The organism is Ensifer sp. Root558 (assembly GCF_001427045.1).
Taxonomy (GTDB): domain Bacteria; phylum Pseudomonadota; class Alphaproteobacteria; order Rhizobiales; family Rhizobiaceae; genus Ensifer; species Ensifer adhaerens.
The window spans coordinates 114,599-127,779 of the sequence record NZ_LMGC01000038.1 but is presented as its reverse complement, the minus strand read 5'-3'; the positions used below and the strand labels follow the sequence as shown (position 1 = coordinate 127,779).

The following is a 13,181-nucleotide window of genomic DNA, read 5'->3' as shown; positions in this document are numbered from 1 at the left end:
CCGGCTTTTCGCCGGGTATAGAGGAAAAACCGATGAAACAAGCGAACCTGAAGTTCTCACTTCCGGAGTATGAAACGCGTCTTCAAAAAACGCGAAAAGCGATGGAAGCCAAGGGCATCGACGTGCTGATCGTCAGCGATCCGTCGAACATGAACTGGCTGACCGGCTATGACGGCTGGTCTTTCTACGTGCACCAATGCGTCGTCGTGCCGCCGACGGGCGAGCCCATCTGGTACGGACGCGGCCAGGATGCCAACGGCGCCAAATTCACCGCCTACCTCAAACACGAGAACATTGTCGGCTATCCGGACCACTATGTGCAGTCCACCGAGCGCCACCCGATGGATTACCTCTCGGCCAAGCTCGCCGAACGGGGCCTCGACAAGCTGACGATCGGCGTGGAGATGGACAATTACTGGTTCTCCGCCGCCGCCTTCGCTTCACTAGTGAAGCATCTGCCGAATGCGCGTTTCATCGATGCGACCGCACTCGTCAACTGGCAGCGCGCGGTCAAGAGCGAGGCCGAAATCCGCTACATGCGCAACGCCGCAAGGATCGTCGAAAAGATGCATGAACGCATCTTCGACAAGATCGCGGTCGGCATGCGCAAATGCGATCTGGTCGCGGAGATTTACGATGCCGGTACCCGAGGGGTCGATGGCATCGGCGGCGATTATCCAGCAATCGTGCCGCTGTTGCCTTCGGGCGTGGAGGCTTCCGCGCCGCACCTGACCTGGGACGACCGGCCGATGAAGAGAGGCGAAGGTACGTTCTTCGAGATTGCCGGCTGCTACCACCGTTATCACGTGCCGCTGTCGCGCACCGTCTTTCTCGGCAAGCCGACACAGGCGTTCCTCGATGCCGAGAAGGCGACGCTGGAAGGCATGGAGGCAGGCCTCGAAAAGGCACGGCCCGGCAATACCTGCGAGGATATCGCAAACGCTTTCTTCGCCGTGCTGAAGAAGTACGGCATCGTGAAGGACAATCGCACAGGCTACGGCATCGGCGTTTCCTATCCGCCGGACTGGGGCGAGCGCACGATGAGCCTGCGTCCAGGTGACCGCAGCGAACTCAAACCCGGCATGACTTTCCACTTCATGACGGGCCTCTGGCTCGAGGACATGGGTTTTGAGACCACGGAAAGCATCCTGATCACCGAGAGCGGTGTCGAGTGCCTCGCCAACGTGCCGCGCAAACTGCTCGTGAAGGATTGAGCCATGCGGGAAATCAACCTTCGTCCTTCGCCGATCAGTTCTACGGTCGATTTTTCGGCCGAGGGCGTTCAGCATGGTTTCCTGCGTCTGCCTCACAGCCGCGACGATTCCGCCTGGGGCTCGGTGATGATCCCGGTGACAGTCGTGAAGAACGGGGAGGGCCCGACGGCCCTTCTCACCGGCGGCAACCACGGCGATGAGTATGAGGGCCCGATTGCGCTCTTCGATCTCGCCCGCACGCTGAAGGCCGATGACGTCACGGGCCGCGTCATCATCGTGCCGGCGATGAACTATCCGGCCTTTTTGGCCGGCACCCGCACCTCGCCGATCGACAAGGGCAACATGAACCGAAGCTTTCCAGGCGCGCCGGACGGCACGGTCACCCAGAAGATCGCGGACTATTTCCAGCGCACGCTGTTACCGCTTGCCGAGATCGTGCTCGACTTTCATTCAGGCGGAAAGACGCTCGACTTTCTGCCTTTCTGCGCCGCCCATGTGCTGCCAGACAAGGCACAGGAGGAAAAATCCTTCGAACTCGTCAGGGCCTTCGGCGCCCCATGGTCGATGAAGATGCTGGAGATCGATGCCGTCGGCATGTACGACACGGCGGCGGAGGAGATGGGCAAGGTCTTCATCACCACCGAGCTCGGCGGTGGCGGCACGGCGACGGCCAGGAGCGCGCGTATCGCCAAGGCGGGCGTTTCCAACGTGCTGAAGGCGGCAGGTATCTTGAAAGGGGCAGTCGAAAGCGGCGAAACCACGTGGCTCGACATGCCCGACGGCAACTGCTTTTGCTTTGCCGAGAACGGCGGCCTTGTTGAACCGTTCGTCGATCTCGGCGACCAGGTGAGGAGCGGGGAAATCGTCGCCCGCATCTATCCGATCGGCCGTACAGGCGACGAACCGCTGAACATACGGGCAAAGATGGACGGCATCCTCGTCGCTCGCCATTTCCCCGGCCTCGTCAAATCCGGTGATTGCGTCAGCGTGCTCGCAACTATTGTCGCGGCATAGGGCTTATGGACCACCGGCGACCGTCGCGTGCGAGCCATCCCCTAACCGAAAGGGGACGCCTCGCTGACGTCAATAAAACAGGGCCAGGATTTCTAACGCGCCCTGCGGAATTGGCTAACGTCAAGGTCGGACAGTTCTCTCCAAGCGTGTTCGAATTTCGAACTCGCAGATTGCCAGGGTGGCATTGCTCTCCTGGCAGTCACGCGGGCCAGAACGACGCCGCCGGCTCGTTCGACAGTCACGATGACGCTACGGTGCCTGTCGTCTTCAGCGATCTTGTCGGCGATCGACCTGCCATTGGTCACCGCCTGACTGTCATTGGCGTGAAACGCTCCATGGTCATCGCGACTGATCCTGCCGGACAGGTGAATATGAAAGAGGTATCGGGGCATGTTGCCACTCGAGCAATGATAACTTTTCTACTTCTTAGCAGTCTCGTTGATCTATTGCGCGTGACAGTTGCGTGACATGGCTTGTGGGGCGTGACGCGGCCATCCATCGATGGCAGGTGAGGTGCGGCCACGCGTGAGAGTGGCCGTGTGGTTGACCACATCATTTTACGGCTCCGCGCTCCCGACACACGGGTCTCGTCCGTCGAACGTGGTGCGCGCCAGGCAGAGGCGCTTTCGTTCCTGCTACCTCTTACGCTCTTTTCGCGTGAGGGCTGCTCCTTGGTACGGCGACTGTGGAGCGTTCAACCAAGCGGACGCCGAGATTGACCCGGCGCACATTGATTTCGGGGTCGTTGATCCGTTCCAGCAGGAGTTGGATGCCGGCACGGCCAAGCTCACCCCGGTCGATCCGCATCGTCGTCAGCGGCGGGCGGCTGTGCCGGGCGATCGCGATATCGTCGACCCCGATGATCGAGAAGTCTTCCGGAACCGAGTGACTACTCGCTTCGAGAGCTTGCATGACGTTGATCGCGATTAGATCGGTGCTGCAGAAGAACGCGGTTGTGTCGGTGAAACGCCCCTGCTTTATGGCCTGCCGTATCGCCGGCGTGGTGTCGGGCTCTTGCAGGCCCATGCGACCGAGATCAAAGATGTGTCTGTTTTCGTCGAAGGCAATTCCGGCCTCCTCCAGCGCGATCCGGAAGCCTTCAAGGCGCCGGCGTAGCGACAGGCGGTGGGGAATTGTCACGTGCACGATCTCGCGGTGGCCGGCCGCAAGTAACCTTTGTGCAGCGAGCCAGCCGGCAGACCAGTTGTCGGGCAGCACGCATGAGAGCCGCATCGTCCGGTCCATGCCGTTGATGATGACGGCCGGGATGCCGCTATCGACAATCCTGTCGATCATGACGGGATGGTCCATGCCGAGCACGACAAGGGCGCCCGGCCGGATGTCGCGCAGAATGTCAGAGATTTCGCTGATCGCGATCTCCGCATCCAGCGAGACAAGCCTGACGTCGATCCTGAGCGAGCTTGTGCTGGCCTCTGCAAGCACGCCCTGGATCACGTCCTCGTAGAAAGCCGAACTGGCATAAAACTGTGCCGGCATCACCAGCACAGTGCTCTCGACGCCGGCGCGGATGAGCGAGCGGGCCGCCCGGACCTGGTAGCCCAGGCGCTCCGCATGGTCGAGGATCTTGCGCCGGCTTTCGTCGCCGACGCCACCGCGATTGTTGAGCACCTTCGATACGGACGCGACCGAAACGCCCGCGGCGTCGGCGATGTCCTTGAGTGTCGGGGCGTTCGATTCGTCATCCATTTCGACGAAGGTTCCTATCTGGCCGGAGTGGGCGAGATTGATCGCGGCTGCATGGTCATGATCGTCCACTACCAGAAGAAGCGCGTGTGCCCAAGCGAACGCATCAGCGCCTCCATGAAATAATAGTCGCCGTAGGGCAGCATCGCATCGGAATAGCCGGCGCTGGCATGGGCTGCGCCATGGGCGAGCAGCCCTTCGGCCTTGGGATCGCCCGTCAGATCGCAAGTGTCGAGCAGGCCACCGATCAGGCGATCGCCGAATGCGTACCAGCGTTGTGCCTCCTCCGGTTCACAAAGCCCGGCGAGGATGAAGATGCCGGCCGCCATGATCGCGCCGGCGGAACTGTCGCGGGGCGCTGACTTGGCATCAGGAACCGAATAGTCCCAGACGGGGACGCCGTCGTCGCCCATCAGAGCTTCGGCCTTGGCAGCCAGACGTCTGGCGGCGTCGGCGAAGTGAGGGTTGCCGGTGGTTGCCGCGCACTGCGCATAGCCATGGATCAGCCAGGCCTGGCCGCGTGACCAGCAGGAATCATCCGCATATCCTTGATGGGTCTCCCCGCGCAGGGGCTTACCGCTTGAAGGGTCGAACAGGAAGGTGTGGAAGCTTGTGTCGTCGGCGCGAACCAGGTGCTTCAGGGTCGTTTCGGCGTGGCCATCGGCGGCTTCGGCAAAATCGCCGCGGCCGGTCTCGCGGTGGGCCCAGTGTAGCAGCGCGAGGTTTTGCATCGTATCGACGATGACGCGCCCATTGACGAATTCGGAGCGAATGCCACCGTGGATCGAGCGAGCATTCCAGGCCTGGATATATCGTGCATCCGGGCGATAGCGCTCAAGCAGCCTCGCCGCAGCTTCAAGAGCGAGATCGCGAGCCTCCTGGTCGCCTGTCAGCAGCCACTCCGCAACGCAGCTCAAAGAAAACTGGAAGCCGAGATCGTGGTCTTGCGCATCGCGATGGCGCAAGATGTCGCGAAAAATGGCGCGGCGGGCCCGGGCGGCGTTCAGGAAGCTGGGATCGCCCGTGAGTTCCAGCGCAAGCCAGAGCTGGCCGGCGTGAAAGCTCACGACCCAGTCAAAGGGCCCGCAATAGCTCCACGTCTGATCCGGCAGGCCAATCTTCGGATTGCGCAGACCGATTGTCGGCATGGTCTGGCGCAATTTGGCAATGCAGCGTTCCAAAGCCTGCTGGTGACGTTCGCGATTGGGGCGATTGCCAACCATTTCGACGGCGTTGAAGTAGCTGTTTCGTTCGATGCGCATGATAAGCCTCACGTTGGTTTCGTGAAGTTTTCGCACAAATACGATAATTTCGTCAACTACGAAACTTTCTGTTGACGGGAAAATTTCTAACCGCTAGGAGTCGGATGCTCGGGAGGAGCCGGGCATCGCTGGAGAGAGATACAATGTCCACATTAGGGACAACTGAAAGGCCGGCTGCCGGCAGCGGGTTCAGGCTCGCAGAGAGCCTGGCCGGGTACGGCTTTATCACGCCGTGGCTTATCGGCTTTTTTCTGCTGACGCTCGGGCCTGCTGTCGCCTCGTTCTATTTGTCTCTGACCGACTACAGCGGCCTTGGCGCAGCAAACTGGGTTGGCGCGGAGAACTACGTGCGCATCGCGACCGATGATCCGCGCTTCTGGACGGCGATGAACGTGACCTTCACCTTCGTGCTGCTGTCGGTTCCCTTGAAGTTGCTATTTGCGCTTGCCGTGGCAGTGGCGCTGAACCGGGGGCTTGAAGGCCTGTCGCTCTTTCGTGCGATCTTCTATCTGCCGTCACTGGTCGGCGGCAGCGTCGCCGTGGCGGTCCTGTGGCGACAGGTGTTTGCCGGCGACGGATTACTCAATCAGGCGCTTAACGCGTTGTTGGGTTTCGAAGGGCCAAGCTGGATCTCGAACCCTTCGACGTCGCTTTATACGCTCGTTCTCCTGGCGGTTTGGCAGTTTGGATCCTCGATGATCATCTTTCTTGCCGGTCTGCGTCAGATCCCGCAGGACATGTACGAGGCGGCAAGCATAGATGGCGCCAGCAAGGCCCGGCAGTTCTTCAAGATCACCTTGCCGCTTTTGACGCCGGTGATCTTCTTTAATGCCGTGATCCTGACGATCGATGCCTTCAAGGCCTTCACCTCGGCCTTTGTCATCAGCGACGGAACCGGCGGTCCGATCGACTCCACGCTGTTTTACACGCTCTACCTCTACCAGGAGGCCTTCACCAATTTCCGCTTCGGCTATGCCTCGGCGCTGGCCTGGGTCCTGGTGCTCATCATCGCCTTCTTCACCGCCATGTCATTCCTGACAGCCAGGTACTGGGTTCACTACGATGACTGATGCCGCTCTTTCGACGACCACCATCGCTTCGCGCGCCGACGCCGGCGTATCTGGCACATCCCCGTGGAAACGTGCTCTGCTTTATGCGCTGCTCGTCGCGGTCAGCTTTCTCATGCTCTATCCGCTGCTCTGGATGGTCGCGAGCTCGTTCAAGCCGGACAGCGAGATCTTCACCTCGACGGGGCTGATCCCGACTGACCCGACAGTCGATGCCTATCGCCGCGGCTGGACCGGCTTGAGTATCGGCTTTGGCTGGATGTTCTTCAATTCGCTGGTGATTTCGCTGCTCGTCGTCATCGGCAACCTCATTTCCTGCTCGATGGCGGCCTATGCCTTCACGCGCCTACGTTTCAAGGGGCGCGGTTTCTGGTTCACACTGATGCTCGGCACCTTGATGATGCCGCAGCATGCGGTGCTGATCCCGCAATATGTGATGTTCCTGAAGCTTGGCTGGGTGAACTCCATCCTGCCACTGGTGGTGCCGAAATTCCTGGCGATCGACGCCTTCTTCATCTTCCTGATGGTGCAGTTTTTCCGGGGCATCCCGCGCGAGCTTGACGAGGCGGCCATCATGGATGGTTGCGGCCCGCTGCGCATCTTCCTGAAGGTGATCCTGCCGCTCTCAACGCCGGTGTTGGCGACGGCAGCGGTCTTCTCGTTCATCTGGACCTGGGACGATTTCTTTGCGCCGCTCATCTACCTGAATGACATCGAAAAATACACCGCCCAGCTCGGTCTGCGCACCTTCGTCGACTCCACCGGGACGTCGGACTGGGGTTCGCTCTTTGCCATGTCGACGCTGACGGTGCTGCCAATCTTCATCCTCTTCATGCTGTTCCAGCGACTGCTGATCGAAGGCATCGCGACAACCGGCATGAAGCGCTGACACCAACTGGAATTGAGAGATAGGGACGGAAACGATGACGACGCTGGCTTTGAGCAAGATCAAGAAGAGCTTTGGCAATCTCGACATCATCCGCGGCGTCGATCTGGCGATCGGCTCCGGAGAGTTCGTGGTTTTCGTCGGCCCATCGGGGTGCGGCAAGTCGACCCTTTTGCGCATGATTGCGGGGCTCGAGCCGATCAGCGGCGGCGAACTTTCCATCGGCGGCGAGCGCATGAACGAGAAGGAGGCGAGCCAGCGCGGCATCGCCATGGTCTTCCAGTCCTATGCGCTCTACCCGCATATGAGCGTCTACAAGAACATGTCCTTCGGTCTCGAAACGGCAAAGATGCCGAAGCCGGAGATCGACAAGCGGGTCCGCAAGGCCGCCGACATCCTGCAGATTACCCATCTGCTCGACCGCAAGCCGAAGCAACTCTCTGGCGGCCAGCGGCAGCGCGTAGCGATCGGCAGGGCAATCGTGCGCGACCCGAAGATCTTCCTGTTCGACGAGCCGCTGTCCAATCTCGATGCGGAGCTTCGCGTCCAGACGCGCGTCGAGATAGCCAAGCTGCACAAGGATATCGGCGCGACGATGATCTACGTCACCCATGACCAGGTGGAGGCAATGACGCTTGCAGACCGCATCGTCGTCTTGCGCGCCGGGGTCATCGAACAGCACGGCACGCCGCTATAACCGGCCCGCCAACCGCTTCGTCGCCGGCTTCATCGGCTCGCCCAAGATGAATTTCCTCGATGCCGTCGCACGCGACATCCGCGACGGCGGTATCTCGATCGATGTTGCCGGCAGAATTGCGCGGCTCCCGATCGAGGAGCGCATCGCGGTTGGCACAAAGGTCAGCCTCGGCCTGCGGCCCGAACATATCGGTATCGACGCGACCGGCGGGCTCGAACTTGGCGCGCTGACGGTCGTCCATGTCGAGCATCTCGGCGGTCAGACCATCGTTTACGGGCGGCTCACCGACGGGCAGTCGCTGACGGTTGCTCTCGATGGCCAACGCCCGATCACTGCCGGCTCAACGCTGGACGTCCGGATTGCCGCGGAAAACTGCCACCTGTTCGACGGGGCCGGCGACCGCATCGGCCATTGATCGCAAAGAGAGATCTCAAGGAACAAATCATGGAGGAGGAGAACATGATCAACAGACGCCATTTTCTGCGTAACGCCGCGCTTTTCGGGGCCGGCGCCACGCTCGCGACGATGCCCGCGATCCGCGCCTTTGCGGAGGATTCCATGCGCCTTTATTGGTGGGGTACACCCAGCCGCGCCGAGCGCACGCTTGGCGTTGCCAAGCTCTTCGAGGCGGCGCATTCCGGCGCCAAGATCGTCGGCGAAGTGGGCGGGAGCGATTACTGGGCCAAACTGACGACGATGATCGCCGGTGGGAACGCCCCGGACATTTTCCAGCTCGAGCCCAGCCGCTTTGCCGATTATAGCCGCCGGTCCACCAACCTGCCGCTCAACGACTATCTCGGCAAGGTCATCCGCACGGACAAGCTGGTGCCAGGTGTGCTCGATCTTGGAACGGTCGACGGCAAGGTGACCGGTATGCCGTTGTCGCTGAACGCCTTTGCCATGATCTACGACGCTGATGCGGTCACGAAAGCCGGGCTTATCCCGCCTTCGGCCAAAACCACCTGGGACGACTTCGCCAAGTTCTCGATCGACCTTACCAAGGCAATAGGCAAGAAGAACGTCTGGGCGGTTGGAAACGCGTCGCGCTACACATACGCCTTCGAGGCGTTTTTGCATCAGCGCGGCAAGAAGCTCTACACGGAAGCCGGAAAGCTCGGCTATGAGGCCAGCGATGCGGCCGATTGGTTCGGCTATTGGGAGAGCCTCACCAAGAACGGCGGCTGCGTCTCCGCCGAGATACAAGCGCTCGACAAGGTGCTGGTCGACAGCAACCCGCTGGCGACCGGCAACGCGGCCATCGCGATTGCCTTCTCAAACCAGCTCCCTGCCTTCCAGAAGATCTCCAAGAGCACGCTCGATATCACGTCGCTGCCGGTCAGCAGTGCGGATGGTCCCTCCGGGCTTTTCTATCGCCCCGGCTTGCACTGGTCGATCGCAAGCACCGCGAAGAACCCGGAACTCGCAGCGCAATTCATCGACTTTTTCGTCAACGACCTGGAGGCCGGCAAGATCCTTCAGGTCGAGCGCGGCGTGCCTGTAAACACCGACGTGCAGACCGCCGTTCTTCCCTCGATCGACGCCACGGCGAAAAAGAAGGTCGACTATGTCAACGGCATTGCGGATCGCGTCGGCACCTACCCGCCGGCCGTGCCGCTCGGTGCTGGTGAACTTGACGAGCGCGTCTTCCGGCCGCTCGCCGACAAGGTCGCCTTCGGCCAGCTGACGCCGGCGGAAGCAGGCAACGAACTCGTCTCATCGGCCGACCGCATTCTCAAGGCCTGAGCATCCGCTCCACTTTGCCGGGCCGCGCGGGAAGTCATCCCCCCGCGCGGCAATGTTCGAACGGAAACCTTTGGCATGACCGACATGATCTTCCCCGAAACCCTGTTTAAACCGTGGGCGGGCAATCCGCTCAAAAGCCGCGCCGATGTCGAGGCCGCGCTCAAGGCGCTGGTGGAGCCGGTTGAACAATATCGGTCTGCCGGCGGCGCTCGCATCCGGCTGGATGCGCATGCGGCACATTTCGACCAGGCGTCCGCCGACTTGGAGGGCTATTCCCGTCTGCTCTGGGGCCTGGCACCGGCCGAGGTCGGCGGCGCAACGTGGATCGATTGGACGCCGATCGCGCGCGGTCTTGCCAATGGCTGTGATCCGGCCCATCCGGAATACTGGGGCGACCCGTTCGACCGCAGCCAGCGCCTCGTGGAACTCGCAGCGATCGGATTTGCACTGAGGCTCGTTCCAGACAAGCTCTGGGCGCCCCTGTCTACGGCCGAACGGCGAAACGTTGTTGCCTATCTGCTCAAAGGCCATGCCTGCGAATATAGCGACAACAATTGGAAGTTCTTCCGGTTGCTCGTCAGCATGGGTTTGAGACATGTCGGGGTCGATTGTGATCGAGAACTCGACGACCAGTACCGGCAGGAACTCGACGCGTTCTACCTCGGCGATGGCTGGTATCACGATGGGGATACGCGCCGCGCCGACCACTACATTCCCTTCGCCTTTCACTTCTATGGCCTGATCCTGGCGGCCCTCGATGGCGGCGACTGGACGAAAAGGTATCGGGAGCGGGCCCGACTGATCGCCGGAGACATGGCGAGATGGTTTGCCGATGACGGACCGGCGCTCTGCTTCGGTCGCTCGATGACCTATCGTTTTGCCATTGCCGGCCTCTTCGGCGCCATGGCGCTCGCAGGCGAAGAGGAGATCCCCTTCGGACAACAGAAGGGTTACTTCCTGCGTCATCTGCGCTGGTGGGCGAAGCGCCCCTTCGCCGCGCGCGATGGCGTGATGCCCGTCGGCTACGCCTATCCCAACCTCATCATGTCGGAACCGTACAATTCCGCGCAATCGCCCTATTGGGCGCTGAAGGCCTTCCTTCCGCTGATGCTGCCGGCGGACCATCCGTTCTGGGCGAGCGATGAGGACGCCTGCCCACAGCGATCCGCCGTCTCCACGCAGCGCCATATCGGTTTCCTGATCGCCAATCCGGCAGGGGATGCCATTGCGCTCTCCTGTGGCCAGCACACGAGCGCCGAGAACACCTTCATCCGCTTCGCGCCTGAGAAATACGCGAAGTTCGCCTATTCGGGGCGATACGGCTTCAGCATCGAGAACGATCTCTGGCGGTTCGACAATTCCGTGCTCGAATCCATGATCGGCTTCAGCGATGACGGCGTGCATTTCCGCGTGCGCGAAACCAACGAAGAGGCGCTCGTCGCCAACAACCTTCTCTATGCGCGTTGGCGGCCCTTCGCCGATGTCTTGGTCGAGACCTGGCTTTACTGGGACGGCGATTTCCAGGTTCGGCTTCACCGCATCGACACGCCGCGGACGCTCGCCACGATCGAAGGCGGCTTTGCAGTCGGGCGAGACGCCGGCGAAGTTTGCAAACAGGGTGCCGGCCGCGCTGTCGTTGCCACGGCGACGGACCTGTCAGCCATCCTCGACATCGGTTCGACGAACCCTCGGGAGGGCCGCTGCCATATCGCTGCCCCAAACACCAACCTGGTTTCCGCAAAAACCTTGGTTCCGCAATTGCGCGGTACTGTTCCAGTCGGCGTCAGCACGCTCGCCGTCGCCGTGCTTGCGCAGGCCGATGCGACAGAGGGGACAAGGAAACTATCCCGCTTGCCTGCAGCACCCGACGTCGGAGCGCTGCGACGGCGCGTGTCCGAGACGGGGACAACCGTAACGCTGATGCGCGGCGTACCGCTCTGACATCCTCGATCCTGCCACAACGACCGAAAGACTTGATATGACGATCCCCGATTTTACATCCCGCCACGCCATCGATCCGCTTGCTGCCGCAGCGATGGGAACCGACGAGCTGCGTCACAATTTCCACATTGGCGGTTTGTTTGCGAGCGATCGCGTCAACCTCACCTATACCCATTACGACCGCATGGTGATCGCTGGGGCGATGCCGGTCGAGGCGGAGCTGACGCTCGAAGCCATCAAGCCGATGGGAACGAAGACGTTTCTCGAGCGCCGCGAGCTGATTGCCGTCAACATCGGCGGGCCGGGGCGGGCCGTCGTTTCCGGAAAGAGCCATGTGCTCGGTCCCCGTGACATGATCTATGTCGGCATGGGGTCGGACGTGGTGTTCTCGTCGGACGACCGGTCGAAGCCGGCAAAGTTCTATCTGTTGTCAGCCCCCGCGCACCGTACTTACCCGACAGCGCTTTTGACGATCGCGGGCGCGAAACGTCTCGATCTCGGCAGCCTGGAAACATCGAACGAACGATCGATCTTTCAGTTCACCAATGGGATCGAGACCTGCCAGCTGGTCGTCGGAATGACGGAACTGAAGGAAGGGTCGGTGTGGAACACGATGCCGGCGCACATCCATGATCGACGCATGGAGGTCTATCTTTATTTCGACCTTCCGGAGCCGGCGCGGGTTTTCCATTTTCTCGGAGAGCCTTCCGAAACCCGCCATATCGTGATGGCGAACGAAGAGGCGGTGCTGTCGCCGGTGTGGTCTATACATTCCGGTTGCGGCACCTCCAGCTATGCCTTCATCTGGGCGATGGCGGGGGACAATGTCGACTACACCGACGCCGACCCGGTCCCGATGGAGACGTTGCGATGAGCGATCTCTCGGCCTTCAGCCTCGACGGCAAGCGCGTGCTGGTTACGGGTGCCAACACCGGGATCGGCCAAGGCATCGCGGTATCGGTCGCCCGGGCTGGCGGCGAAGTGGTCGCGGTCGGACGCTCGTCCATGGCCGAAACAGTCGAAAAGGTCGAAGCGGCGGGCGGCCGGATCCAGCCGTTTGCCTGCGATCTTAGCGATGGAGAGGCGGTCAAAACGTTGCTTGACCGCGTCTGGGGACAGTGCGGCCCATTGGATGGACTGGTCAACAATGCCGGCATCATTCGTCGGTCGGCCTCCACCGAGCTCTCGGAGGCCGACTGGGATGACGTGATCGACCTCAATCTCAAGGCGGCCTTTCTTCTTTGCCAGGCCTATGGCCGAAAACTCCTGGACGAAAAGCGAGCCGGGCGGATCGTCAATATTGCCTCGTTGTTGTCCTTCCAGGGCGGCATTCGTGTCGCATCCTATACCGCCTCAAAACATGGAGTGCTGGGCATTACCCGCATCCTTGCCAACGAATGGGCAAGCAAGGGCATCAACGTCAATGCGATCGCGCCTGGCTACATCGTCTCCAACAACACCGAGGCGCTGCGCGCGGATGCGAACCGCTCAGCGGCAATCCTTGACCGCATCCCGGCCGGTCGCTGGGGCACGCCCGATGATATCGGCGAGGCTGCCGTTTTTCTCTTGGCGCCGGCATCCCGCTACATGCATGGCGCGGTCGTCCCGGTTGATGGCGGCTGGTTGGCGCGATGAATTGCGTTGCTGCCGTCC

At 61.3% G+C, this 13,181-nt stretch carries 10 protein-coding genes and 1 pseudogene; 9 read left to right on the top strand and 2 right to left on the bottom strand.

Translation table 11 applies throughout. The annotated features are described in order from the left end of the window. Positions 1-32 precede the first annotated feature (32 nt). Positions 33-1,214, top strand: coding sequence for an ectoine hydrolase DoeA (gene doeA / locus ASD63_RS32545; RefSeq protein ID WP_034794791.1), 1,182 nt, complete (start codon positions 33-35; stop codon positions 1,212-1,214). A 3-nt stretch (positions 1,215-1,217) separates the two neighbouring features. Then, entirely contained in the window at positions 1,218-2,228 is a 1,011-nt protein-coding gene (gene doeB / locus ASD63_RS32540) for a N(2)-acetyl-L-2,4-diaminobutanoate deacetylase DoeB (RefSeq protein WP_034794788.1), read from the top strand. 642 nt (positions 2,229-2,870) lie between these two features. Here the strand turns inward: doeB and ASD63_RS32530 are convergent. Then, positions 2,871-3,935: a LacI family DNA-binding transcriptional regulator gene (locus ASD63_RS32530; RefSeq protein WP_127890390.1), complete on the bottom strand. Its 1,065-nt coding sequence runs from the start codon at positions 3,933-3,935 to the stop codon at positions 2,871-2,873. A gap of 68 nt (positions 3,936-4,003) precedes the next feature. Then, complete coding sequence (locus ASD63_RS32525) at positions 4,004-5,194, bottom strand: glycoside hydrolase family 88 protein (protein ID WP_051659314.1); 1,191 nt, start codon at positions 5,192-5,194, stop codon at positions 4,004-4,006. 143 nt (positions 5,195-5,337) lie between these two features. Between ASD63_RS32525 and ASD63_RS32520 the strand changes: the two genes are divergently transcribed. The 7 genes and pseudogenes from ASD63_RS32520 (at position 5,338) to kduD (ending at position 13,163) form a co-directional block, all read left to right on the top strand. Next, positions 5,338-6,264 (top strand): sugar ABC transporter permease, encoded by a 927-nt coding sequence (locus ASD63_RS32520; protein ID WP_060530540.1) that lies wholly within the window; start codon positions 5,338-5,340, stop codon positions 6,262-6,264. Between the two features lie 112 nt (positions 6,265-6,376). Beyond that, the gene (locus ASD63_RS32515) at positions 6,377-7,150 is read left to right on the top strand and encodes a carbohydrate ABC transporter permease (protein ID WP_226020913.1); all 774 of its coding nucleotides are present in this window, start codon (positions 6,377-6,379) and stop codon (positions 7,148-7,150) included. A 34-nt stretch (positions 7,151-7,184) separates the two neighbouring features. Beyond that, positions 7,185-8,259: pseudogene (ugpC, locus tag ASD63_RS32510) on the top strand (sn-glycerol-3-phosphate ABC transporter ATP-binding protein UgpC). A 44-nt stretch (positions 8,260-8,303) separates the two neighbouring features. Then, the gene (locus ASD63_RS32505) at positions 8,304-9,587 is read left to right on the top strand and encodes an ABC transporter substrate-binding protein (protein ID WP_162253372.1); all 1,284 of its coding nucleotides are present in this window, start codon (positions 8,304-8,306) and stop codon (positions 9,585-9,587) included. 75 nt (positions 9,588-9,662) lie between these two features. Then, on the top strand, positions 9,663-11,528 hold the full coding sequence (locus ASD63_RS32500; RefSeq protein ID WP_089045761.1) for a DUF2264 domain-containing protein: 1,866 nt from the start codon (positions 9,663-9,665) through the stop codon (positions 11,526-11,528). Positions 11,529-11,565: 37 nt separating this feature from the next. Then, positions 11,566-12,402, top strand: coding sequence for a 5-dehydro-4-deoxy-D-glucuronate isomerase (gene kduI, locus ASD63_RS32495; protein ID WP_034794769.1), 837 nt, complete (start codon positions 11,566-11,568; stop codon positions 12,400-12,402). Continuing rightward, positions 12,399-13,163 (top strand): 2-dehydro-3-deoxy-D-gluconate 5-dehydrogenase KduD, encoded by a 765-nt coding sequence (kduD, locus tag ASD63_RS32490; protein ID WP_034794766.1) that lies wholly within the window; start codon positions 12,399-12,401, stop codon positions 13,161-13,163. The genes kduI and kduD overlap by 4 nt, the downstream gene beginning before the upstream one ends. Positions 13,164-13,181: the final 18 nt, after the last annotated feature.